Genomic DNA, 23120 nt, shown 5'->3' on the forward strand with positions numbered 1-23120 from the left:
ATGTCGCAGATGCCCCGGCAGGCCGCCCTGCCGACGTGTCCGAGCTGCGCGGAGCCGCTCGACGCGGGTGACCGTTTCTGCGGTGCGTGCGGATACGACCTGTCCGCCGTGCCGCCGCGCCCGGACGACCATCCGACCCTGACGATGAACGGCTCGGCGCAGCCGGCTCCCACGGCTGCGACGACGGACGTCACCGGCGTCGCGGGATTCGGGGGATTCGCGGGAGCCGACGCGGTGGCGGCGAACGGTACGGCGGTGCCGGGCGCCGGTGTTCCCGGTGCCGTCGCCCACGGTGTCCCCGGTGCGGCCCATGCGCCCGGTACCGCCGGTGTTCCCGGTGCGGCCCATGCACCGGGTACCGCCGACACGCACGGCACGCCGGGTGCGGCTGTGCCGCCGTCGGCGGCCGGGGCTCCCGTCCCGCCGCCCGTCGCGGCCCCCGCGGCCTCCCCGGCCTCCGCCGCTCCCGTGTCCGGCGTCCGGTTCGACCGGCCCTCGGAGCCCGACGAGTACGCCCTGCAGGCCCCCGACCCCCGGGTGGCGGCCGAGGCCGTCGCCGTGGCCGAGACCGCCAAGGTGTGCGTGGCCTGCCGTGCGGGCCGGGTGGACGACGACGGGTACTGCGAGAACTGCGGGCACGCCCAGCCGCGCGAACGCGACCACATGGAACTGGAGTCGGGCCCGATCGCCGCCGTCAGCGACCGCGGTCTGCGCCACCACCGCAACGAGGACGCCTTCGGCCTCGGCTGCGCCGTGCTGCCCGACGGCTCGCCCGCGCTCGTGGCGATCGTCTGCGACGGCGTGTCCTCCGCGACCCGCCCGGACGACGCCTCCCTGGCCGCCTCGAGGGCGGCGAGCGAGTCGCTGCTGGCGGCCCTCCCCCAGGGCGCGCACCCCCAGCAGGCGATGCACGAGGCGATCGTCGCCGCCTCGCACGCGGTCAACGCGCTGGCCGAGGAGCCCGCCACCGCCCGCGAACACGCCCCGCACCAGAACGCCCCCGCATGCACGCTCGTCGGATCGGTGGTCACCGCCGGCCTGCTGGTCGTCGGCTGGGTCGGCGACAGCCGCGCCTACTGGGTGCCGGCGGACCGCAGTTCGCCCCCGGCCCGGCTCACCGAGGACGACTCGTGGGCCGCGCAGATGGTCGCCGCTGGCCTGATGAGCGAGGCGGAGGCCTACGCCGACGAGCGCGCGCACGCGATCACCGGCTGGCTCGGCGCCGACGCCTACGAACTGGAGCCGCACACCGCTTCCTTCAAGCCGGACCGGCCTGGTGTCGTGGTGGTGTGCACGGACGGCCTGTGGAACTACGCCGAGGGTGCCGAGGAGATGGCCGAGGTCCTCCCACCGGACGCCTCCGTCCGGCCGCTGCACAGCGCACGGGTACTGCTCGGCCACGCCTTGGACGGCGGGGGCCACGACAACGTAACAGTGGCCGTCGTGCCGTTCCCCGCCCCCGCGCAGGGGGCAGGATCGGCCTGAGGCCGCAGAACGGGAATACGGGAAACACGGGGAAAGACGGGGAAAGACGCGTACGGACCGGTGGGGACCGGTCCGTTTCCAGACATCGCCCTGCGAACGTGGGGTTTCCGAGGGGGATTTGAGCAGGCATGGCCAATTTCTCGAAGTCGAACGTGCCGCAGTTCTCAGTGGACGTCTACCAGAACGAGTACCTGCCGGAGGGCGGTCGCGAGGTCAACGCGATCGTCACGGTCACCGCCACCGGCGGCGGCACGGTGGGCAGCGCGGCAGCGGCGCCGCACCTCTACTCGCCGGGCCAGAGCCCGTCCGCCGCCGTGGCGATCATGGTGGACTGCTCCGGCTCGATGGACTACCCGCCGACCAAGATGCGCAACGCCCGCGACGCCACCGCCGCCGCCGTCGACACCCTGCGCGACGGTGTGCACTTCGCTGTGATCGGCGGCACGCACGTCGCCAAGGAGGTCTATCCGGGCGGCGGCCGGCTCGCCGTCGCCGACGCGACCACACGCGAGCAGGCCAAGCAGGCGCTGCGCCGGCTGAGCGCGGGCGGCGGCACGGCGATCGGCACCTGGCTGCGGCTCGCCGACCGGCTCCTGTCCACGGCCGACGTCGCCATCCGGCACGGCATCCTGCTCACCGACGGCCGCAACGAGCACGAGTCGCCGCAGGACCTCAAGGCCGCGCTCGACGACTGCGCCGGACGGTTCACCTGTGACGCCCGTGGCGTCGGCACCGACTGGGAAGTGAAAGAAGTCACAGGGATCGCCTCCGCCCTGCTCGGCACCGCCGACATCGTCGCCGACCCGGCCGGCCTCGCCGCCGACTTCACGCAGATGATGGAGACGGCGATGGGCAAGGAGGTCGCGGACGTCGCCCTGCGGCTGTGGACCCCGGTCGGCACCGCCATCAAGTTCGTCAAGCAGGTCGCGCCGACGGTCGAGGAACTGACCGACCGCCGCACGGAAGCCGGCCCGCGCGCGGGCGACTACCCCACCGGTTCCTGGGGCGACGAGTCCCGCGACTACCACGTGTGCGTCGAGGTCCCGTCGGCGAACCTGGGCCAGGAGATGCTGGCCGCGCGGATCTCGCTGGTGATCCCGCAGGCGGGGGGCACCTCCGGCTCCAGCGCAGCCGGGAGTGGGGGAGGGGCGGTCCACAACCTGGGCGCCCAGGGGCTCGTACGGGCCGTGTGGACCGACGACATGGCCGCCTCCACGTCGATCAACCCTCAGGTGGCGCACTACACGGGCCAGGCCGAACTGGCCCAGGTCATCCAGCAGGGCCTGGACCTCCGCAAAGCGGGCGATATGGATGGAGCCACCGCCAAACTGGGCAGGGCCGTGCAGCTCGCCAGCGTCTCGGGGAACGCGGATACTGCGAAACTGCTTGCGAAGGTGGTGGACGTGGTCGACGCCACGACAGGTACTGTGCGACTGAAGGCCAAGGTCGCGGACGCCGACGAGATGACGCTCGAGACCCGGTCCACAAAGACTGTTCGTGTAAAGAAGTGACCTGAACGAGCTTTTGGGACACCGAAGGAGAGAGGGGGACGCGCCGACATGCCGACCTGCCCGAACGGACACCAGTCGGGTTCCGACGACTGGTGCGAGGTCTGCGGTCACCGCATGGCCGGTGCCGTGCCCCCGCCCCCTCCCCCACCGCCCCCGACCGCCGGCGGCGGCTACGGCTTCCCGCCTCCCCCGCCCGGCCCCGGTCAGGGCGGCCAGGGCGGCGGACGGCACCTGTCCTCCGTGCCCGACCACGAGCCCGAGCTGTGCCCGCAGTGCCGCACGCCCCGCGAGGGCGGTGCTCCGTTCTGCGAGGAGTGCCGCTGGAACTTCCTGACCAACACCGCGACCTCGTACACCCCGGCCGCCCCGCGCCCGCCGGCGCCCGGTCCGGGGCCCGGTGGTCAGGGTCCGGGTGGTCAGGGCCCCGGTGGTCCCGGTCCGGGTGGTCAGGGTCCCGGTGGTCCAGGTCCGGGCGGGCGGTTCCAGCCGCCGCCGTCCTACGGGGGCGGCGACTCCTTCGAGTACCAGGGCTCCCGGCCGTCCCAGGTGAACCGTCCCGCCGAACCGATCCCGCCGTTCGGCGGCGAGCCCTCGGGACCGGGTGGCCCCGGCGGCCCCTCGGGCCCGGCCGGCGGTCCGCCGCCGTTCGGACGCGAGCCTTCCGGCCCGGGTGGTCCCGGCGGTCCGTCCGCCACCGCCGGCGGTCCCCCGCCGGGCGCCTACGGGCGCGACCCCTCCGGTCCGGGCGGAACCCCCTTCGGACGCGAGCCCTCCGGCCCCGGCGGCCGTCCCCCGGGCCCGCCCGGAGATCCCTTCGGACGTGAGCCCTCCGGACCGCCCTCGGACCCCTACCGACGTGAGCAGACCGGGCAGTCCTCGGCCCCCTTCGGCCGCGAGCCCTCCGGTCAGGGCGACCCCTTCGGACGTGAGCCGTCCGGCCCCGGGGGCCGTCCCCCGGGCCAGGGCGGTCCCGGCCAGGGCAACCCGTCCGGCTACGGCGGCGACCCCTCGCGGCCGGTTCCGCCGCCGCCCGGGCCCGCGCCCACCGGCGGCCCCGGCTTCCCGGGCCAGGGCGGTCCCGGCGGACCCGGCGGCCAGGGCAACCGTGGCGGCCAGGGCGGTCCCGGAGGCCAGGGTGCTCCCGGCGGCCAGGGCGGTCCCGGAGGCCAGGGTGCTCCCGGCGGCCAGGGTGGATACGGGGGGCAGGGCGGAGGCCCCGGAGGTCCGGGGATTCCGCAGGCCTTCCAGCCGTCCGGCCCGTCGGCGCCGTCCGCCTACCCGCAGGAGAGCGGACGACCCCAGCCCGGCGGCCGTCCCTTCGGCGACGGTGACGACGACTGGGTGCTCTCCCCGCCGTCGAACACAGGCCCCGGACCGGGGGACCCCAGGGGTCCCGGCGGGCCCCAGGGCGGTGGCTACGGCTACCCGCAGCCCGGCGCCACGCAGGCCCCGCCCCCGCCCGGCTCCGCGTACCCGCAGCAGCCGGCGACCTGGACGGCGACGATCGGCCCGGACCGCGCCTACTTCATGGCGATGATGCACCGTTCGGGCCCCGAGGCCGCGGGGCTGAACCTGCCCGCGTACTCGCCCGAGCAGCAGCGCACGCTCACCGGCAACCAGATCACCATCGGCCGCCGTCGCCACTCCACCGGCGAGACCCCCGACATAGACCTGTCGGTGCCGCCGGAGGACCCGGGCGTCTCGCACCAGCACGCGGTGCTGGTCCAGCAGCCGGACGGCAGCTGGGCGGTCGTCGACCAGAACTCGACGAACGGCACGACGGTCAACGGCTCGGAAGAACCGATCCAGCCGTTCGTCCCGGTACCGCTGCAGGACGGCGACCAGGTGCACGTGGGCGCCTGGACGACGATCACGATCCGCCGCGGCTGAGGGGCCTGGGCCCGCACGGCATCCGGGCCTTCCGACACGCTGGCGACAGCCCGGGCCCTCAACGCCGCCTAGGCCTCTACGGCGGCGGAACCCGACGAACCCGGCAGGGGCCACGCGTACGGCCCCTCCGGCTCGTCGAGCCAGGCCCACGCGTGCCCGGCGCCGACCGTGATGCCGTAGCGCTCCCGTCCCGGCATGCCCTCGCGCTCCCACAGGACGTACGCCTCCTGCGGGTCGAGCGAGCCCCGGGTCAGGGCCAGCAGGAAGCGGAACAGGTCGTTCTCCCTGGCCCGGTGCGGGACCCCGGCGAGCGCCACCGTCTCCGGCTCCGGCCGGTCCGTGCCGCGCAGCGGCACGAAGAAGGCCGAGGTGTGCAGGAAGCGGCCCTCCGCATGAGCGGCGTCCCGGACCGTCAGGGCGATCAGGCCGGTGGCCAGCGGCGCCAGGATCAGGGCTCCCGGAGCGCACTGGGCGAGCCAGGCCCGCGGGATCGACGCAAGCGTGCAGGTCGCGACGATCCGGTCGAAGGGGGCGCGCTCGGGAACCCCTCGCGCCCCGTCCCCGGTGACGACGGTGGGCCGGTACCCGGCCTCGGCGAGGTGCCTGCGGGCGGACTCGGTGATCTCGGGATCCAGGTCGACGGTGGTGACGTTCGCGTCGCCGAGCCGGTACGACAGCAGCGCCGCGTTGTACCCGGTGCCCGCGCCGATCTCCAGGACCCGGTCGCCCTCCTCGACCCGCAGCTCGGCCAGCATCAGCGCCATCAGCGAGGGCTGGCTGCTCGAGGAGAGCAGCACGCCGTCGCGCAGCCGGGTCGCCAGCGGGACGTCCGCGTACGCGCCGCGCACCCAGCGCTCCCTGCTGCGCGGGTCGGGGCTCTCGCCCCAGCGTCGCTCGTAGCCGCCGACGCCGCCGACGTAGTAGTACGGCACGAAGAGATGGCGCGGGACGGCCGCGAAGGCCTCCCGCCATCGCGGGTCGGCGGCGAAGGCCCCGCTCGCCTCGATCTCGCGCACCAGCGCGGCCCGTGCCGAGGCGGCGACGTCCGCGATGCCGGCGAGCTCCGCGCTGTCTCCGCCGATTCCGTGCGCACCCATGACTCCACTGTGCGGCGGAACACGCCCCGAGGCGAACGTCGTGGCCGCCGGCGTGTGACCGGCGGTGCTCGGTGCGTGGTGCTCGGTGCGTGATTCGCGGTGCGTGGTGCTTGTGGTCCGCGGTGCTTGGGGTGCGCGGTGCGTGGTCCTAAGCCTGGAGTCCTCCGTCCACGCGTCTGAGACCATGGGAGACGTGAAAGAGATTCGGCGCGGCACGCTTCAGGAGCAGACCTTCTACGAGCAGGTCGGTGGGGAGGAGACCTTCCGCCGACTGGTCCACCGTTTCTATCAGGGAGTCGCCGAGGACCCGATCCTGCGGCCCATGTACCCGGAGGAGGACCTGGGTCCGGCCGAGGAGCGGTTCGCGCTGTTCCTCATGCAGTACTGGGGCGGTCCGACGACGTACAGCGAGCACCGCGGCCACCCGCGGCTGCGCATGCGGCACGCGCCCTTCGTCGTCGACCGGGCCGCGCACGACGCCTGGCTGAAGCACATGCGGGAGGCGGTCGACGAGCTCGGCCTGTCCGAGGAGCACGAGCAGACCCTGTGGAACTACCTCACCTACGCGGCGGCGTCGATGATGAACACCCCGGAGTAGCCACCGCCCAGGGGGACGTGGGGCATGGGGGACAGCATGGGGGCAGGGGGACCGTGGGGGCATGAGAGCCCCGGGGCAACGTGCGGGACGTCAGAGGCGTCAGAGGACGTTGACGTCGAGCATCCCCAGCCGCCCCGCCCGCCGTACGGCGATCGACCCGTACGGGGTGCGCAGCCGCAGCCACGCGCCGAGCGAGAGCAGCGCCAGGTCCCCGGCACGCGTGGAGGGCCGCAGGAATCCGAGCGACTGGGCCGCGTGCACGGCCCGCACGGGAAGGCCGGTCTCCCCGATCGCCCGGGACCAGATCTCCCGCCCGATCCGGTCGAGTTCGGCGCGCGTGCGCGACTCGTCCGCCAACTCCTCGGTACGGGAACGGAATTCCGTGACGGCGGCACCGACCGTCGCGCGCAGCGCGTCCGGAGCGGGAAGCCCCGGCTCGGGCGTCCAGCCGCCGCGCGGCGGCAGCACCCCGGCCCACGGCGGGCCGGTGACGGCAGCCGGGACGGCGGCCGTGGCGGCGCTCTCGTCGACGGACTCCAGCAGCTCACCGGCCGACACGGTCACGTCCAGCGTGACGTCGAGACCGTTCTCGTACGGCTTGGCCAGCCGGACCGCGCGGATCGCGAGCACCTCGAAGGACGGCGGCCGGCCGAAGACGGCGAGGGCGGTGCCTGCCGCCTGCAGCCGGACCGCCGCTCCTCGGTCGTAGTGGAGCAGCCGGGAGAGGAAGGCCGCGAGGTCCGCCGCCTCCCCCTCGTCGGCGAGGTGGAGCGCCGTCATGCGGCGACGGCCTCCTTGTCGGCGTCCCGGTCCTCGTCCTGGTACTCCTCCAGGAACTCGCGCTCCTCGGCGGTGAGCCGGCGCGGCCGCTCGGCCTCGAAGTCGAACGGCACGACCACCGTCGACGCCCGGACGTAGACCTGGTCGCCGTCCTTCACCTCGTAGGTGATGGTGAAGGACGCCGCCCTGATCTGGGTGACCCACAGCTCGATGTCGACCGGTGTGTGCCGGTGCACGAGCTGCCGCTTGTAGTCGATCTCGTGGCGCGCCACCACGGACCCCTGCTTGAAGTCCTTGTCCGGGCGGAACAGGAAGTTGATGCGGGCTTCTTCCAGGTAGCGGATGAAGACCGCGTTGTTGACGTGGCCGTACGCGTCCATGTCCGACCAGCGCAGCGGGCAGCGGTAGAGGTGGCGCAAGACCGATCAGCCCCGGGTCAGCTTCTTGTAGGTGGCGCGGTGCGGACGCGCGGCGTCCGGTCCCAGGCGCTCGATCTTGTTCTTCTCGTACGACTCGAAGTTGCCCTCGAACCAGAACCACTTGGAGTCGCCCTCGTAGGCGAGGATGTGCGTGGCGACCCGGTCGAGGAACCAGCGGTCGTGGGAGACGACCACGGCCGCGCCCGGGAACTCCAGCAGCGCGTTCTCGAGGCTGCTGAGGGTCTCGACGTCGAGGTCGTTCGTCGGCTCGTCGAGGAGCAGCAGGTTGCCGCCCTGCTTGAGGGTGAGCGCGAGGTTCAGACGGTTGCGCTCACCGCCGGAGAGGACCCCGGCCGGCTTCTGCTGGTCCGGTCCCTTGAACCCGAACGCGGAGACGTACGCGCGGGACGGCATCTCGACCTGTCCGACGTTGATGTAGTCCAGCTCGTCGGAGACGACGGCCCACAGCGACTTCTTCGGGTCGATGTTCTCGCGGCTCTGGTCGACGTACGAGATCTTGACGGTCTCGCCGACCTTGATCGAGCCCGAGTCCGGGGTTTCGAGGCCCTGGATCATCTTGAACAGGGTGGTCTTGCCGGCGCCGTTCGGGCCGATGACACCGACGATGCCGTTGCGCGGGAGCGTGAACGAGAGATCGTCGATGAGGACCTTCTCGCCGAAGGCCTTGGAGAGGTTGTTGACCTCGACGACGATGGAGCCGAGCCGCGGGCCCGGCGGGATCTGGATCTCCTCGAAGTCCAGCTTCCGCATCTTGTCCGCCTCGGCCGCCATCTCCTCGTACCGGGCGAGACGCGCCTTGGACTTGGCCTGCCGGCCCTTGGCGTTGGACCGCACCCACTCCAGCTCTTCCTTGAGCCGCTTGGCGCGCTTGGCGTCCTTCTGCCCCTCGACCTTGAGGCGGGTCGCCTTGGTGTCGAGGTAGGTGGAGTAGTTGCCCTCGTAGGGGTGGGCCCGACCGCGGTCGAGCTCCAGGATCCACTCGGCGACGTTGTCGAGGAAGTACCGGTCGTGGGTGACGGCGACGACGGTGCCGGGGTACTTGGCGAGGTGCTGCTCCAGCCACTGCACGGACTCGGCGTCCAGGTGGTTGGTGGGCTCGTCGAGCAGCAGCAGGTCGGGGGCCTCGAGCAGCAGCTTGCACAGCGCGACGCGGCGGCGCTCACCACCGGAGAGGTTGGTGACCGGCCAGTCGCCGGGCGGGCAGCCCAGGGCGTCCATGGCCTGTTCCAGCTGGGTGTCCAGGTCCCACGCGTTGGCGTGGTCCAGGTCCTCCTGCAGCTTGCCCATCTCGTCCAGGAGCGCGTCGGAGTAGTCGGTCGCCATCAGCTCGGCGACCTCGTTGAAGCGCTTGAGCTTGCCCATGATCTCGGCGGCGCCGTCCTGCACGTTCTCCAGGACCGTCTTGGACTCGTCGAGCGGCGGCTCCTGCAGCAGCATGCCGACGCTGTATCCGGGCGACAGGAACGCGTCACCGTTGGAGGGCTGCTCGAGCCCCGCCATGATCTTCAGAACGGTGGACTTACCGGCACCGTTCGGCCCGACCACACCGATCTTCGCGCCGGGCAGGAAGCTCAGCGTTACGTCGTCAAGGATGACCTTGTCGCCGTGTGCCTTGCGCGTCTTGCGCATGGTGTAGATGTACTCAGCCAAGAGAAACCGTCCGGCAGCTTGAAATCAGGCAGTGGGCAGATACACCCCATCTTGCCTGAGGTCCACCCCTGGGTGGTAACCCGAATGGTGGGGGGCGGCTGACCTGGGGGTTCGGCGTGGACGCCTTCGACTGCTGTCACTGCCGGTCACCGTCGAGCGGCCTCGGGGAACCTCGGACGGCCCAGGGACTGCCCAGGGACTGCCCAGGGACTGCCCAGGGACTGCCCAGGGTTGATCATCCCGGTCCGGCCTGTTGACCGACTGAGGGCACCTTGGACGTGGCCGGCCGTCCGCGCCGGCCCGCTGCTGTTCGTCGGCGTTGTCACGCAGTTCGTGTTGCCATCGTCCCTGCCGGCGGCTGGCTCGACCTTCTGATTTCTGTTGGAGACATCAGCTTGGGAAGCTGCGATCATTGGCGGCTGGTTCCGAGGCTGACCTGAGCGAAAGGTCGAGACGGGGCCTCGTTGGGTCCGCCTGCTTTCACCGTGATTCCCCACTGTTCCCCGCTCGATCTGGTGCGCTTGTGGTGCGGTCTGGTCTGGACACTCTGCAGAAGCGGCTGTGCAAGCCCTCAGAGGTGTTGCTTGCCCGTGCTGACAAGTCGACCGATGTCATCACGGGTCTGCACCCTGAGGGCGTCGAGCTCGACTCTGCTGCCGACCTTGGGTAACGCCGTGATGTCGGCGAGCACATCCTCCGCGGTCCGGCTCAGTGTCTCGTCATCTGTAAGCATCTGTACTCTGAACAGGGCTTCTTGGGCGTTGGAGCGCAAGTCATATGCTCGAATGCGCACCGTGTCGGCGTCTTCGGGCGGTGGCTGCTCATGCTCGCAGAACCAGAGGTGGACCAAGCAGCGGCGATAGTTGATCAGCGCGCCGGCGTAGGCGGAGTAGGCATCAAGTCGTTCCTGCCGGAGCTTCTCGCGGCGGGTGAACTGGTGGCTCCTGTCGGTGGTGCGATGCTGGAACGCCAGAGTGATCCCTGAACCGAGCAGAGTGCCCAGGACGGCTATGGCGCTGGCGATGATGGTCTCCACGCTCCAAGCTGATCACGGGGCGCTGGTCTTGGTGTGCCGTACGTTCAATCCCGGTGCCTCCAACACGCCCTCCAACTGTGGTGGTGGGGTGGTGGGCGTCGTCCCCGGGCGTTCACCTGCGTTCATGGGCGGTCGGCCATCGGGGCGGGGGCGGCTACGGGTCTCGTCCGAACGGCCGTGAACGGCGCTGAATGAGACGGAAACTGAAACGGACGTTGACGTCCGGCCGGTACAGGTGTCGTCGGGCTAGAGGCCGCGAAGTGCCTCGTAGAGGTCGGCGTAGGCGCTCCAGCAGCTGACGCTGCCGTCGTCGTTCAGGCTGCCCATGTACCAGTCGTCGTCGTTGACGGCTTTCACCAGGCAGAGCCCGTGGAATCCCAAGACGATCTCAGGGTGGAGGCGCTCGCCTTGCGCGGGCCAGCCTGTCACGACGCGATCGGTGCCGAGAGGTGTGGCCTCCCGGTCGCCGGAGACCTTGCGGATCTCCTCCAGGGTCCAACCTGCCGGGAGCTGCTTGCCTGCCATCCAATGATGGTGACAGCCACCGCACACGCCGAGTGCGGCATGGGTTCTGAGAGCTCCGGCTCAGGAGTTCGATCAACGCGGCTTTGGGAGCTTCGGATGCCTGGAGCATGGCCGTCACGGGACGCTCGTAGCTGCTGCTGTCTGCCGTTGTTGATGTCAGACGTGGATGTCAGGCCGGCTGAGGCACTATGTTCACTGCGCGATACGTGTAGCCGTCCTGCTTGTAGCCAGGGGCTTCCCACTGGAGGTCTACACGTTGTCCCGGCGACAGCGTACGGAAGCCCTTCGTCTGGATGACGGAGTAGTGGCCCCAACAACCGCCGGGTGTCTCGGGAGAGTCGAGTACCCCCCACCCCTCCTCGTCGTGCCACTCACGGACAGTCGCAGTCACCATGCAGCGACTATACGAGTGCCGGCTGCGCCACATGGTGGACGGGGAGTCTGCGTCTCTCGACCACTGCATGTCCGCGGAGATCGAGGCGTTCCTGCCGCCGTGGAGCACGACCTCGTATCCCTTGGTCTCCGGTGCAGCGCATGGACGTCCGTGGATGATCGTGCGGGGGGGCTCTCGGTGGACGGTTCCTGGGCTGGTGAAGCCGCCGCGGTGCTGGTTGCGCTGATCACTGTCATGGCACGACACGCTTGACGGGCGGGCCCTCGACCGACCAGGCGCGCGTGCGCCTCCCTGCCCCCGGACCGGCTCAATGACGTTGTCGGTGCCGGCCCTCAGCCTGGGGAAGCTGCGGGAATTGATCCCCCGTCGCTCCTTGGCCGTCCGGTGCGCTTGCGGTGCGGTCGCACTATGTGTGTCAGAAACGTTGAACAATCGGAGCCGACCATTCCGTCACGGCTGTTCTGCACCAATTCCGCAGAGCGGCTGAATACCCCCGCTTTGCCTGTTGTCCGCCGCCAGGATTTCCCCAACCTCAGATCTACCTCAAAGCTTCACCCATTGCTTGTAGTGGTCATGACGGACTGCCAAGATCGTGGGTGGCCAGAAGGCTTCCATTGAAGACGATAATCAACAAGGACAGGGGCTCCAGCTTCGAGACGACCATCGCGGACAAGGCCGGGACGCAGTGTTACAAGGCCTTCCTGCTCATGGTGTATCCCGACCCCGCGGATGTGAACGCTTCGCAGGGAATCAAGACTCCGTGCCTTAACACCTGACCCTTCCGGCTGGAACCAGAAAAGACGCTGGCGACCTATTGGACCGCCAGCGTCTTCGGGTTCCGGAATATACCGGCGAGGGTAATTCGCAAAAGTACCCGCTTGCGGCCGCCTGCTTGCTCACCGGTGAGATCACTGCCGTCCCGTCGCCTGTTCAGCGGGAACGCACCGATGCGCCGTAGCCGTCCGTCAGGCGCAGTACTGCCGTTTCGCGGGGGGTGCTGCCGGCCATGCCTGGATCAGGTACCACTCGGTGATCTCGTCGGGAGCCAGATCAACGGCGGTGTCCCGGCCTCGGGCATGAACACGGAGCCGGTAGTCGCCGGGGCCGTCGAAGGAGAGGACGGGCAGTTCTTCATCGAGGTCGTCCATCATTCCGCGGACCGTGAGTTCACCGGACGCGGAGTGGGCGCAGACCTCGACGATCTCCTGCCAGCCGCGCGCGCCCACCGGGGGCTCGGCCTCGTGCAGGGTGACCGTCACGTCGACGTCGCCGGCGTGGATGCCGGTCAGGACGACGATGACTCCTTCGGCAACCTCCACCAGCCCGTTGTGTGTGCCCTCGATCTCCGGGCCGGTCGGCCCGCCCTCGTCGCCGATGCCGAACTGGTGGCACTGAACCGGAACGCGTCCGCCGCCCCGCTCGAGCTCGCCACTCATGCCGCCTCCGGTCACCGAGTCCGGTCCTCCGCGATCCACACAGGAGCCGCTCGAAAGGTCATCGGCCGGCCCGACGACGCCGGCGGCCGGGGTACGTGCCACGCGCCTGCGCATCAGCGTCGTGAACTGGCGTGATGCGGCCTGGCGCGGTTCGGACCGGCGTGGCGTGATCTGGGGGCGGTGGGTGGGCTCAGTCGGGTACGTCGGTCTCCTTCCGGCCGGTCAGCACCAGGGCCGCTCCGCCGATGATGACCAGGCCTATGGCCGTGCCCGCGATGAGGGGCGTGGCGCTGGTGCCGCCGGTCGCGGCGAGGTCGGTGCCGTTCTCTGTGGAGGAGCCGCCCACCGTGGCCGGGCTCGGTTCGCTGAGGGTCTGGGTGGTCAGGCCGGCGATCTCGTCGGCCTGGGTCCGGCAGTCCAGGACGCCGGTGAAGCGGTAGTCGGCGCCCTGCGGACCGCTGATCGTGAAGTCGTAGGCCTGGTCCTCCTGCAGCGGGATCGTCACCGTCTGAGACGCGCCTGCCGGGATGGCGTGCTCGGCGCCCATCAGCTCGAAGACGAAGGCCGCGTCCCCCCGGTTGACGGCGGTGAGGTCCACTCCGGTCTTAGCGCAGTTCTTCGTCGCGGACAGGACCGGCGCCGCCCCCTGCGGCGCCCAGGCCGCGCTTGCCGCCGCCGTCACCGTCGACTCGCTGGAGCCGGCCAGGATCTGCGTCTGGCTGCGGCTCTCGGAGGTGAAGGCGCGGCCGACGGGGACGGTCGTCGACGCCTGCACGGTCAGCTCGGCCGAACCGGCGGCCGCGTCGGCGGGCACGTCGAAGAACAGCTCGCTGCCGTCCGTCGCGGACGTGACCGCCTTGCCGTCCTTGCCGACGATCCGAACCCCGCTGGTGGCGGCGTCCAGCGGTGGCGTCACCGTCACGCCGCTCGCGTCGGTGTGCACCGTCACCGGGCCGAGCAGTTCGCCGGGGCGACCGGAGACGGCGGCCACGTCGAGGGTGAGGGACGCCTGGGGCTCCACCAGGACGCGGGCGGCCTTCTGGAGATAGTCCGCGAGCTGCTCGGCCTGCGGGTCGACGGCGTCGACGCGTGCGCCGTCCGAGTAGCGCCAGATGGCCACCTGGGTGCCGGCGGCGGCGTCCTGCTCGGTGAGACCGCCGCCGATGCCGGCCTTGTCCGCCAGCGAGGCGAGGTCATTGACCTGGGGGTAGGAGTTCTGCAGGATCCAACGGATGCGGCCCGCGTCCTGGTCGGCGCCGAGCGAGGTGCCGCTCCAGGGGGTCTCGTGATATCTCGCGTCACGCTGCGTGGGGTTGTACAGGTCGACGCAGTACGTCTGCAGGGTGCCGCCGCCTTCGACGGACATCTCGAAGAGACCGGCCGACACCTCTTGGTCGCCGCCGTCGGCATGGATCACGGCGGTGCCGTAGGTCTTGAGGCCGCCTATCGTCGCGGTGGCTCCGCCCTGACCCTGTGTCACCTCGGCGGCGGCGGCCGTGCCCGCTCCGGCGATGACGCCCGCCGCGACGAAGCCGGACACCAACGTCGCCACGGCGAGGCGAACCGCGCCCCGCCCGCGCGTGAACGGCGCCGAGAACGAAGAAATCACACAATTCCCCTTCGAGCAGGACCCGTTGATGTGGGGGGGTACGGTCCCACCAGCAGAATCAGAAGCCCCGTGAGCCACGTCCGGCATCCTAGAGACGCGACGCACCACGCTTACCGGTCATCTCATCGGATCCCCGATCCGAATCGGAATCGTTATCCCCAAGATCGTCCACCGCCCGGGCTTATCGACAAATACACTCGGTCGTTCGGAGCACATGCGTCGATAAGCCACGGATCGGTCAGCGTCGGTGCAGGCGGCACCCTGACGCTCTGTCACCAGGTCGCTTCGTCACGCTGCGAACGGTCCGGCGCCGCGGCACCGGACCTCGGTTCACGTCACCGCCACCGCATCGCGTCACCGCCACCGCTTCACGTCACCGCCACCGGTTCGCGGCGCCTCACGGTGTCGGGCTCCGGCTCCGCGGAATCCGGAGCCGGTGTCTCCCAGTTGGGCTCGGGACGCACCGGCGCCCCTTGCGCCGCCGGCTCCGGGCGGCCCGACCGCCGGAAGGCCGACGTACCCCGCGAGATGTCGTGGCCGATCGCCACCGCGTCGATGTCCGCCGACGTCCAGTTCTGCTGTCCCTCGCGTGCCTCCGTGCGCACCTTCAGCCTGCCCTGCACGATCACCGGGTCGCCGACGTTCAGCGAGGCCATCGCGTTCGTGGCCAGTTGGCGGTTGGCCCACACCGTGAAGAAGTTGGTGTGGCCGTCGGTCCAGGCGTTCTTCTCGCGGTCCCAGTAGCGCGAGGTCACCGCCAGCCGGAACCTCGCCGACGCGCCCGCCGTCAGCTCCCGGTAGACCGGCTGCGTCGCCACGTTGCCCACCGCGCAGACCATCGTCTCGTTCACTAGAACCCCTCCCTCACCGGACGGTCGCGCCGCCCGGATGCGCCCACGGGCCCGTCCCGTACGGCTGCGTCCGCCGCGACGGCCGCAGCCTGGTGCACCGACCTCGTGCACCGCGTACCGTCGCCGCCCGCACGGCCACCGCGTCCGTCGCGATCGCCGTGGAGCCAGACTGCCTCCGCCGAGCCGGGCCCGCCGGGCGCTGTGGACCACCACCCGCCTGTGGAAAACCCCACCACCCGGACGAGTGATACTCATCGCCTCCGAGTGGATCAACCCGTGTGGGCCAACCGTGGTGATCCGCCCGGGCGGATCACCACCCAACCCCCTACCGACCAGGCCTCCCGTCCTGGGTGGACGGCCGCGGCCACCCGCGCCGAGCGCCCCTCACCGTGCTCCGGCTCCCACCCCGGTGACCCGCGCGTACTGTTCCCGCACCTCCCGGTACCGCAGCAGCTCCGCGGCCACCGGATCCAGCACACGCGCCCGCCCGCACCCGGACGCAGCCTCTCTCAGCCGGCGTTCCGCGTCCTGGCCGTAGCGCCGGGCCGGCCCCCGGGCCGCCATCCGGCAGCTCCACTCGACCAGCGGACCGCCGACGATGCCGGACAGCATCAACAGCACCGGGACCCCGAGATTCGGCGCGAGGACCCCGACGATCTGCCCGACCAGCCACAGGCCGCCGACGACCTGAAGAAGCGTCATGGACGCCTGGGCCAGAACGGCCACCGGCCACCAGCCCGGCCGCGGCGGCCGACCGGGCGGCAGGCCGGCCCGCGCCGCCAGCTCGTCCAGCGCCTCGGGCAGGCCCTGCGCACCGCGTACGGCCGCTTCCCGCACGGCCTGCGCCCACGGCACGGGAAGCCCCGCCGAGGCCCGCTCGGACAGCGTGCGCACCGCCTGCTCGACGCGCTGCCGCGCCGTGATCTCCTCGTCGGGCTGGGCACGGACCGCCAGCCGTCCGGTGGGAGGGTCGCACTGGTCCTGTGACCACCGCCACAGCCGCAGCCACGGCGTCCCGCACGCGCGGCCGGCGTTGCGCAGCCAGGCCCGTTCGGCTGCCTCGCCCGCCGCGGTGGCGCCCACGGCGTCCGCGAGACGGTCGGCGAACTCGTCGCGCGCCGCTTCGCTGAGCCCCACGCGCCGCCCGGTGGCGTAGACGGGCCGCAGCCGCCACGCGGCGGAGTCCACGTCGGCCGAGATGCGGCGGGCCGCGGCACCGCGCTCCGCGACGAACTGACCGAGCAGCTCGCGCAGTTCCCCGAGGCCGTCCCCGGTGAGCGCGGACAGGGCGAGCACGGTGGTGCCGGGCTCTCCGTACTCCCCGAGGGCGACGCCGTCCTCGTCGAGAAGGCGTCGCAGATCGTCGAGGACCAGCTCGGCGGCCTCGCCGGGCAGCCGGTCGACCTGGTTGAGGACGACGAACATGACCTCCGCGTGACCCGCCATGGGCCGCAGGTAGCGCTCGTGGAGGATGGCGTCGGCGTACTTCTCCGGGTCGACGACCCAGATGACGGCGTCGACGAGCCCCAGGACGCGGTCGACCTGCTCGCGGTGCTGCACGGCCGCCGAGTCGTGGTCGGGCAGGTCGATCAGGACGAGCCCGCGCAACTGCGCCTCATCCTCCTGGCTCTGCACCGGCCGCCTGCGCAGTCGGCCCGGGATGCCCAGCCGGTCGATGAGGGTCGACGCGCCGTCGCTCCAACTGCACGCGACGGGCGCCGAGGTGGTCGGCCGGCGCACGCCCGTCTCGGAGATGGTCACTCCGGCTAGCGCGTTGAACAGCTGCGACTTCCCGCTCCCGGTGGCGCCCGCGATGGCGACGACCGTGTGCTGCCCGGAGAGTCTGCGCCGGGCGGCCGCCTCGTCGAGCACCCGGCCGGCCCGGGCGAGCGTCCGGTTGTCGACGCGGGTGCGGGAGAGCCCCACGAGCTCACGCAGGGCCTCCAGCCGGGATCGCAGATGCCCGTCGTACGACAGCGGGGTCGAGGGCAGGGAGCCTGCGCCGCCACCTCCGCCACCTCCGCCGCCTCCGCCGCTCCGGGTCTCCTTGACGGCGGCCTGCTCGGCGGCGGAGGTCTCGTTCACCCGGCGGGCGATGAGACCGTCGTCCCAGGCTCCTGCGCCCTCCGCGCAGGACTCGGCACCGGCGCCCGCGCCGGAGTCCGTACGAGAGGAGGAGTCCTCGCCGGCCTTGGGCACGCGCGCGTGGCGGGCCGCCTCCTGCTTCGCCCAGCCCCGTCTCTCGGCGCGCGCCTCCCCCGCGCGGGAGTGCTCCTGGACGGCGCTGCCCTCGGGATCCGAACGATCCGGACGACCCTGGTCCGTGTGGCCCGGATCCGGACGACCCTGGTCCGCACGGCCCGGATCGGTGAGGGCCCGGTCCGTACGGTCCTGAGACCGCTGGTCTCGAACACCGGTCTCCGCGGTCCCGTCCTCCCTCGGACTGCCGGTCCGGTTCACGTGCCCGCGGTCCGAGTGGCCCCGGTCCGTGTGGTCCGGGGGCGTGCGGTCGCGGGGCGTGTGGCCCTGGTCCGCCTGCCCCTGGTCCGCCTGCTTCTGGTCCGCGTGGTCCTGGCCGGCGTGGTCCTGGCCGGTGTGGTCCCGGCCGGTGTGGTCCTGGCCGGTGTGGTCCTGGCCGGTGTGGCGCTGATCCGTGTGGCCGGTGTGGTCCTGGCCGGTGTGGCGCTGATCCGTGTGGTCGGTGTGTTCATGATCGACGTGCTCGGTGTGCTCCTGCTCCTGGTCCCTGTTGTCCGTGTGGTCCTGGTCAGTGACGGCGGTCACCGGTCACCTCTCCTTCTGCAGTACGGACAGCGCGGCGATGAGTTCGGCCTGGGGTTCGGGGTGGACTTCGAGTCCCTCGAGCGGGGCGAGGCGGCGGTCGCGCTCCGCGTACATCACGCGGTCGAGGTGCTCGGCGAGCAGCCGTCCGGACCGGTCGCGCAGCCTCAGCGCCCCGTGGGCGCCGATCCGTTCGGCGAGTCCCTCGCCCGCCGAACGCGCCCTGCGGCCGCCCAGCAGGGCGGTGGCGACGAGGGCGGCGACCGCCTCCGGGTCCGGCGTGCCGCCTCGCTCCAGGCTGCGCACCTCGTCCTCGGCGTACTCGTCGAGCTCGCGCCGCCACCGTCGTACGGCCAGGCCGATCCGGTGCTCGATGCTCTCCGACGACGTGTCACGGTCCGTCAGCTCTTCGGCGGCTGAGGCCGGTTCGCGCCGCCAGGCCTCGTCGACGCGCTCGTCGGCGGCGGTGACGGCGCACAACAGCAGCGCGCAGAGACTCTCCGAGAGGGCGTCGAGGAGTTCACCGGCGGTGCAGTCCAGTGGGAAGGCCCGCCATCGCTTGAGCGCGTCGCCGGCGAGTACGGCGCCGCTCTGCAGACGGCCCCGCACACGCGTGTACTCGATGTCGTACGCCGTCTCGACGGCCGAGGTGAGCCGCACGGCCGCCGCGTACTGCGCGGCGGCCGCACCGGCCAGTTCGGGCATGCGGGCCTTGAGGGAGTCGAGGACGCCGTGGGCCGTGCGGGCCAGGGCGTAACGGCGGGCGGCGGCGTCCTGGGTGTGATGGACCAGCCAGGTCCGCAGCGCCGCCACCGCGGTGGCCGGCAGCAGCCCGCCGCCCCACGCGGACTCGGGCAGTTCGGGAACGGTGAAGCGCGGCACGTCACCCAGCCCGGCCTTGGTGAGCAGGGCGCCGTACTGCCGGGACACCTCGGATACGACCTGGTGGGGTACGCGGTCGAGGACGGTCACGAGCATGACGTCGTACTCCTTGGCGGTGCGCAGCAGATGCCAGGGCACGGCGTCGGCGTAGCGGGCGGCCGTCGTGACCATCACCCAGATGTCGGCGGCGCAGATCAGTTCGGCGGCGAGGACACGGTTGTCGGCGACGAGGGAGTCGACGTCGGGCGCGTCGAGGAGGGCGAGACCGGGCGGGAGGGTGTCGGTGGTCTCGATCCGCAGCACGCGTCTGGCGTCCTCGCCGGGCAGCAACAGGTCCTCCGTCGCCTCCTGGTGGGGCGCCCACACGCGTGTGAGGCCGGGGAGCACCCGCATGCCGCTGAACCAGTGATGGTCCTCCGGGTGGCACACGAGCACCGGAGTCCGTGTCGTCGGCCGCAGCACGCCCGCTTCGCTGACGCGCCGCCCCACGAGGGAGTTGACGAGTGTGGACTTGCCGGCCCCGGTGGACCCGCCCACCACCGCCAGCAGCGGCGCTTCGGGTTGCCTGAGCCGGGGCACCAAATAGTCGTCGAGCTGGGCGAGCAGTTCGTCGCGGTTGGCACGCGCGCGTGGAGCCCCCGCCAGGGGCAGCGGGAAGCGTGCGGCGGCGACACGGTCGCGCAGGGCGGAGAGTGCGTCGAGCAGCTGAGGCCGTACGTCCAAGGTCACCACACGCGAAGAATGCCCAATTTTGAGGGATTTATGAAGCATATAGGCATGTCTGCGCGCCGATAGAACACAAGGGACGGAAGGTGCGACTGGGACAGAGGCACAGCCCAGGCATAACGAGTGCACAACACCCGCGTTCCCGGACGCCAAAAGCGATGCACGATTCGCACCTGCCTGCGATTATCAGGACCGCTTCACTGAACCTCCACATTGAGCCACGGAGGCGAAGCAACCAGGACAAGGAACCGGGAGCCCTATCCTTGTCCCCGGCAGCGTCACGGATCAGCCCACACCCGGGCAGCACGTACGAGGCCACCACACCGGCCCCCGTAGCTCAGTGGATAGAGCAGGCGCCTTCTAAGCGCTTGGCCGCAGGTTCGAGTCCTGCCGGGGGCGCAAGTCTCCGCCCTCCCTTTGGGAGGGCATTTTTGCTGGTCAGAGCATGTTTCACGCGATACGGCGAAGCCCCGGACACTCCCCCGACGATCATGGGGAAGTGCCGGGGCTGTCCGGCTGTCATCGGGTTTTCGCGGGTGGCTGGGACGAATACGTGTCGAAGTTTTCGGCGAGAAGCGTCAGCCTGCGTCGGCCGACTCGGGGAGATCTCCAGCGGCCTCCAGCCGCCTTTTCAGGTCAGGCAGCTGCCCCTCGACACACCGTGCGTAAGTGGCCGGCAGGACCGGCACGCTGTTCCCGGCCCATTCGGCGACCTGAGCGGGCGGGATCCCGTCATTGAGCCACTTGGTGAGGCGCGTGTGCCGGTTGTCGTACACCCGCTTCCCCGTGGGCGACTCGAAGACGTGCGGGGGCAGGACGGCCTTGCGTGCACTGCGCCACGCCCGACGAATGACCGAGCCGGCGAGAATGCCGCCCGTCTCCCCCTGGAACAGCAGATCACCGGGCTTGAGCACACCCTTGGCAGTCGGTCTGAGACCCAGTGCGTGTTCGTTCAAGATCACATCGTGCGCGTACAACACCGGTGGTTTCAGACCTCCGGTCCGTTCAGTGCGAAGGCGTGAAGCCGGCGGACTGGTCGAGGTGGAACGTGGAGCCAGAAGCCGTCGGGGGCCAACCCACACGCAGGGCAAGCCGAACAGCCGCGGCAACAGCGGACGGCAGTACAGGCTCAGCCTCGCGGCCGATCCAGTTGCTCGGATGCGGCTGGTCGGTAGTGACCACGAGCGTCGTCCCCGGGGTGTCCGCATGCTCGACCGCGAACGTGCACGGCGACCAGGCCAGCCCCTGGGAGTACGTCGGCCTGCCCCGCAGCCGCCAGCGGTAAGCCGTGCCGTCGACAACGATTCGTCGTGATCCCCTGCGGACCAGCGCCATCGCTCCCCCTTTCAGCAGCGACGATGCTAGCGACCCCGGCCCCGCCGCCCATCTCAGTTTCCGTCTCATTCAGCACCGCTCACGGTCGTTCAGACGAGACCGAAGCCGGTAGCCGCTCCCCCGACCGACCACCCATGAACCCAGTTGAACGCCCCCGATCGAGGGTGGCTGACGCGTCGCTCGGCATATGCGCGGCGCGAGGGACCCTTAGCAGGCTCCCCCTTGCTATCCGCCTCACCTGTAGAAGTGCACGAAAGCCGCAGGTCAGAGCGCTTCCCTGGGCGGAGTGACCGGCTTCCCCGACCTACGTACTACAGGCAAAGCACTCCACAACAAGCCCCCGCCTGCGCTGCCGCAGACGGGGACTCCGCCCTGAGCGTTAGTTCCTCCGGCGACGTCCCTGCGCATAGGGGCCGTGGCGATCATGTTCCCGCCACTCCTCGTCATGGGGGTCGCGGTCTTCGCCGCCCGCGTTATCTCCAGGAGTCGAAATGTGTTTGTTTGTTGACCTTGGCCAGCAGCGAGGCGAGAGGATCAGAGGGATCGTCGCTGAAGCGATCGGGGCCGCGCTCGGCCAGCGGCCCCGGCTCTGTCCCGTCGTGACGCGACCTCAACGTCTGCCCGTACGCTGCGCGTTGGCTTCGCCCGGCGGGGCTGGCAGTGTGCGCCGTCAACGCCGGAAGACCTCGTGTCTCCGATTGAGCTTCTTCGTCGGACGGCCGATCCCGTGCCGGACATGTGCCAGATGGTGCGGGGAACCACGGGGAACGGCGAGGACCAGGCCGCTGGCCAGTCAGGCCCCGCGCCCGCTCCGCCCCAGGTCAGCCAAGCAGCCCCACCGAGAAATCAAGCTTCCCAAGCTAAGGACTCAGGCCTCGTCAGCATGTGCCGGCCATCACGGCTTGCTCTGGTCGGCGGAACCGTGCAGCGTGGCTGAGGCCGGTGGGGGTGCAGCGAGACATACGGGCCCGCCCTGTCCGTCGGCGCACCCGCCGTCGTGGCGGGCTGTCGTCGGTGGGCCGGGCGCGGCAGGATCTTGAGGGCTGCAATCCGCCGGGCACGACAGGGGCACCGCCGACGCTGGTCGATGGTGCCCTGGGTGGCGCAGGGTCAGCAGGCGTCGTACTTCCAGGCGCCGCCCTCAACCGTCCACGGCTGTCCCTGCTGGTCGAACTTCGGCAGGCCCTTCACCTTGTACGAGACGCGGCCCATGGCCCCTGAGACGGTGGCGTGCACGTCCGTCGCCGGATGGTCAGGCCCGTAATTCTTCGCTGCCTGCTCCACGGTGGCCGCGTACGTGGCCGGGTCCGCCTTGGCGCGACAGCGCTTCGACAGGAAGGCGTACGCGCCCTCGCCGGCCCCTCCGAAGTAGAGGTTCACGTACGTGTCCGCGACGCGCTCCAGTTCGTTGGCGTCGGGCGCCGTCGGGGTGGTGGTCGGCGTCTCGGCGGCCATGGTGGGGCTGCTGTTCGGGGTGTCGGCTTTGTCGTCGCTGGACGAGGAGCAGGCGGCGAGGGTGGCGAGCAGGGCGGTGGTGAGCGCGATGGTGGCGCGGGTGCGCATGTGTCCCCCCATGAACGGTGTGCTGAAGGGGCATGGTGCCACGCCGGGCACCATGGGGGCCCCGCCCGGGGAATTCGGCGGGGCCGTGGGACCAGTCTGCGGCTGCTGTTTCAGAAGCGGTGCGGTTCGCTCACCCCCAGGAGGTGGATGCCCGGCTACCGCTCCTCGTCCAGTACCTGGGCAGCCGCGCGTGGGTCCATGAGGTTGGACCACGCCTGTTCGGCCGGGAGCAGGTCCCGCTCCGGCAGGGCGTACTCCGGATACCAGCGCTCAGCCTCGCAGCCAGGGACGTTGCGCAGGATCAGCACAGTCGGGTTCGGCGGTACGGAGCCGGTGATCCGGACGGCGAGGTAGGTCTCGTGGCCGTCGTCCGCACGCACCTGGAGGCCAAGGGTGAAGGTGTCGAACTCGCGTGTGTGCTCACGGCCGTCGCGCAGCGTGGCGTGCGCCAGGTCCAGCAGAGTCGCCCGCAGACGGCGCACGAAGCGGACACCGGCCTCGGCGCGGTACCGGACATGGTCCTCGCGTGCG

At 71.0% G+C, this 23120-nt stretch carries 20 protein-coding genes and 1 tRNA gene; 5 read left to right on the plus strand and 16 right to left on the minus strand.

The annotated features are described in order from the left end of the window. The 3 genes from ACZ7DE_RS07665 to ACZ7DE_RS07675 all read left to right on the plus strand — a co-directional run bounded on the left by ACZ7DE_RS07665 (window position 1) and on the right by ACZ7DE_RS07675 (window position 4886). On the plus strand, window positions 1–1485 hold the full coding sequence (locus ACZ7DE_RS07665; RefSeq protein WP_470758797.1) for a PP2C family serine/threonine-protein phosphatase: 1485 nt from the start codon (window positions 1–3) through the stop codon (window positions 1483–1485). Between the two features lie 128 nt (window positions 1486–1613). Continuing rightward, entirely contained in the window at window positions 1614–2996 is a 1383-nt protein-coding gene (locus ACZ7DE_RS07670) for a vWA domain-containing protein (RefSeq protein ID WP_470758798.1), read from the plus strand. A gap of 48 nt (window positions 2997–3044) precedes the next feature. Then, entirely contained in the window at window positions 3045–4886 is a 1842-nt protein-coding gene (locus tag ACZ7DE_RS07675; protein ID WP_470758799.1) for an FHA domain-containing protein, read from the plus strand. A 68-nt stretch (window positions 4887–4954) separates the two neighbouring features. On the opposite strand, the gene ACZ7DE_RS07680 is transcribed toward ACZ7DE_RS07675, so the two are convergent. Next, window positions 4955–5983, minus strand: coding sequence for a methyltransferase domain-containing protein (locus tag ACZ7DE_RS07680; protein WP_470758800.1), 1029 nt, complete (start codon window positions 5981–5983; stop codon window positions 4955–4957). A gap of 184 nt (window positions 5984–6167) precedes the next feature. On the opposite strand from ACZ7DE_RS07680, the gene ACZ7DE_RS07685 reads away from it, so the two are divergent. Next, the gene (locus ACZ7DE_RS07685; protein WP_470758801.1) at window positions 6168–6581 is read left to right on the plus strand and encodes a globin; all 414 of its coding nucleotides are present in this window, start codon (window positions 6168–6170) and stop codon (window positions 6579–6581) included. Between the two features lie 99 nt (window positions 6582–6680). Here ACZ7DE_RS07685 and ACZ7DE_RS07690 read toward each other — a convergent pair whose 3' ends face one another. From ACZ7DE_RS07690 to ACZ7DE_RS07740, 11 genes are all read right to left on the minus strand, one after another. Continuing rightward, complete coding sequence (locus ACZ7DE_RS07690; protein ID WP_470758802.1) at window positions 6681–7361, minus strand: DUF8010 domain-containing protein; 681 nt, start codon at window positions 7359–7361, stop codon at window positions 6681–6683. Further along, window positions 7358–7780, minus strand: a complete 423-nt coding sequence (locus tag ACZ7DE_RS07695; RefSeq protein ID WP_470758803.1) for an acyl-CoA thioesterase — start codon at window positions 7778–7780, stop codon at window positions 7358–7360. The genes ACZ7DE_RS07690 and ACZ7DE_RS07695 overlap by 4 nt, the downstream gene beginning before the upstream one ends. Window positions 7781–7786: 6 nt before the next feature. After that, window positions 7787–9451: an energy-dependent translational throttle protein EttA gene (gene ettA, locus ACZ7DE_RS07700; RefSeq protein ID WP_470758804.1), complete on the minus strand. Its 1665-nt coding sequence runs from the start codon at window positions 9449–9451 to the stop codon at window positions 7787–7789. 571 nt (window positions 9452–10022) lie between these two features. Further along, the gene (locus ACZ7DE_RS07705; RefSeq protein ID WP_470758805.1) at window positions 10023–10487 is read right to left on the minus strand and encodes a hypothetical protein; all 465 of its coding nucleotides are present in this window, start codon (window positions 10485–10487) and stop codon (window positions 10023–10025) included. 246 nt (window positions 10488–10733) lie between these two features. After that, the gene (locus ACZ7DE_RS07710; protein WP_470758806.1) at window positions 10734–11012 is read right to left on the minus strand and encodes a hypothetical protein; all 279 of its coding nucleotides are present in this window, start codon (window positions 11010–11012) and stop codon (window positions 10734–10736) included. 169 nt (window positions 11013–11181) lie between these two features. Beyond that, window positions 11182–11406, minus strand: a complete 225-nt coding sequence (locus ACZ7DE_RS07715) for a cold-shock protein (RefSeq protein ID WP_470758807.1) — start codon at window positions 11404–11406, stop codon at window positions 11182–11184. 965 nt (window positions 11407–12371) lie between these two features. Next, on the minus strand, window positions 12372–12842 hold the full coding sequence (locus tag ACZ7DE_RS07720) for a hypothetical protein (protein ID WP_470758808.1): 471 nt from the start codon (window positions 12840–12842) through the stop codon (window positions 12372–12374). Between the two features lie 190 nt (window positions 12843–13032). Beyond that, window positions 13033–14451 (minus strand): TQXA domain-containing protein, encoded by a 1419-nt coding sequence (locus tag ACZ7DE_RS07725; protein ID WP_470758809.1) that lies wholly within the window; start codon window positions 14449–14451, stop codon window positions 13033–13035. A gap of 368 nt (window positions 14452–14819) precedes the next feature. Beyond that, on the minus strand, window positions 14820–15302 hold the full coding sequence (locus ACZ7DE_RS07730; protein WP_470758810.1) for a single-stranded DNA-binding protein: 483 nt from the start codon (window positions 15300–15302) through the stop codon (window positions 14820–14822). Between the two features lie 384 nt (window positions 15303–15686). Continuing rightward, on the minus strand, window positions 15687–18086 hold the full coding sequence (locus ACZ7DE_RS07735) for a GTPase (RefSeq protein WP_470758811.1): 2400 nt from the start codon (window positions 18084–18086) through the stop codon (window positions 15687–15689). 3 nt (window positions 18087–18089) lie between these two features. Next, complete coding sequence (locus ACZ7DE_RS07740; RefSeq protein WP_470758812.1) at window positions 18090–19697, minus strand: dynamin family protein; 1608 nt, start codon at window positions 19695–19697, stop codon at window positions 18090–18092. A gap of 320 nt (window positions 19698–20017) precedes the next feature. Between ACZ7DE_RS07740 and ACZ7DE_RS07745 the strand changes: the two genes are divergently transcribed. Then, window positions 20018–20090 (plus strand) — tRNA-Arg (locus ACZ7DE_RS07745). Window positions 20091–20269: 179 nt separating this feature from the next. Here the strand turns inward: ACZ7DE_RS07745 and ACZ7DE_RS07750 are convergent. From ACZ7DE_RS07750 to ACZ7DE_RS07765, 4 genes are all read right to left on the minus strand, one after another. Then, window positions 20270–20647 (minus strand): hypothetical protein, encoded by a 378-nt coding sequence (locus tag ACZ7DE_RS07750; RefSeq protein WP_470758813.1) that lies wholly within the window; start codon window positions 20645–20647, stop codon window positions 20270–20272. 49 nt (window positions 20648–20696) lie between these two features. Beyond that, the gene (locus ACZ7DE_RS07755) at window positions 20697–21026 is read right to left on the minus strand and encodes a hypothetical protein (RefSeq protein WP_470758814.1); all 330 of its coding nucleotides are present in this window, start codon (window positions 21024–21026) and stop codon (window positions 20697–20699) included. Between the two features lie 1110 nt (window positions 21027–22136). Further along, on the minus strand, window positions 22137–22589 hold the full coding sequence (locus tag ACZ7DE_RS07760) for a hypothetical protein (RefSeq protein ID WP_470758815.1): 453 nt from the start codon (window positions 22587–22589) through the stop codon (window positions 22137–22139). Window positions 22590–22744: 155 nt separating this feature from the next. Beyond that, complete coding sequence (locus ACZ7DE_RS07765) at window positions 22745–23071, minus strand: hypothetical protein (RefSeq protein ID WP_470758816.1); 327 nt, start codon at window positions 23069–23071, stop codon at window positions 22745–22747. Window positions 23072–23120 lie beyond the last annotated feature (49 nt).

This window comes from Streptomyces sp. NPDC037083 (assembly GCF_055606485.1).

What these genes read in the sequence shown, in the direction of transcription:
- ACZ7DE_RS07665 (WP_470758797.1), top strand. Translation starts at nt 1, where the DNA reads ATGTCGCAGATGCCCCGGCAGGCCGCCCTGCCGACGTGTCCGAGCTGC.
- ACZ7DE_RS07670 (WP_470758798.1), top strand. Translation starts at nt 1,614, where the DNA reads ATGGCCAATTTCTCGAAGTCGAACGTGCCGCAGTTCTCAGTGGACGTC.
- ACZ7DE_RS07675 (WP_470758799.1), top strand. Translation starts at nt 3,045, where the DNA reads ATGCCGACCTGCCCGAACGGACACCAGTCGGGTTCCGACGACTGGTGC.
- ACZ7DE_RS07680 (WP_470758800.1), bottom strand. Translation starts at nt 5,983, where the DNA reads ATGGGTGCGCACGGAATCGGCGGAGACAGCGCGGAGCTCGCCGGCATC.
- ACZ7DE_RS07685 (WP_470758801.1), top strand. Translation starts at nt 6,168, where the DNA reads ATGGGAGACGTGAAAGAGATTCGGCGCGGCACGCTTCAGGAGCAGACC.
- ACZ7DE_RS07690 (WP_470758802.1), bottom strand. Translation starts at nt 7,361, where the DNA reads ATGACGGCGCTCCACCTCGCCGACGAGGGGGAGGCGGCGGACCTCGCG.
- ACZ7DE_RS07710 (WP_470758806.1), bottom strand. Translation starts at nt 11,012, where the DNA reads ATGGCAGGCAAGCAGCTCCCGGCAGGTTGGACCCTGGAGGAGATCCGC.
- ACZ7DE_RS07715 (WP_470758807.1), bottom strand. Translation starts at nt 11,406, where the DNA reads ATGGTGACTGCGACTGTCCGTGAGTGGCACGACGAGGAGGGGTGGGGG.
- ACZ7DE_RS07720 (WP_470758808.1), bottom strand. Translation starts at nt 12,842, where the DNA reads ATGAGTGGCGAGCTCGAGCGGGGCGGCGGACGCGTTCCGGTTCAGTGC.
- ACZ7DE_RS07755 (WP_470758814.1), bottom strand. Translation starts at nt 21,026, where the DNA reads ATGGCGCTGGTCCGCAGGGGATCACGACGAATCGTTGTCGACGGCACG.
- ACZ7DE_RS07760 (WP_470758815.1), bottom strand. Translation starts at nt 22,589, where the DNA reads ATGCGCACCCGCGCCACCATCGCGCTCACCACCGCCCTGCTCGCCACC.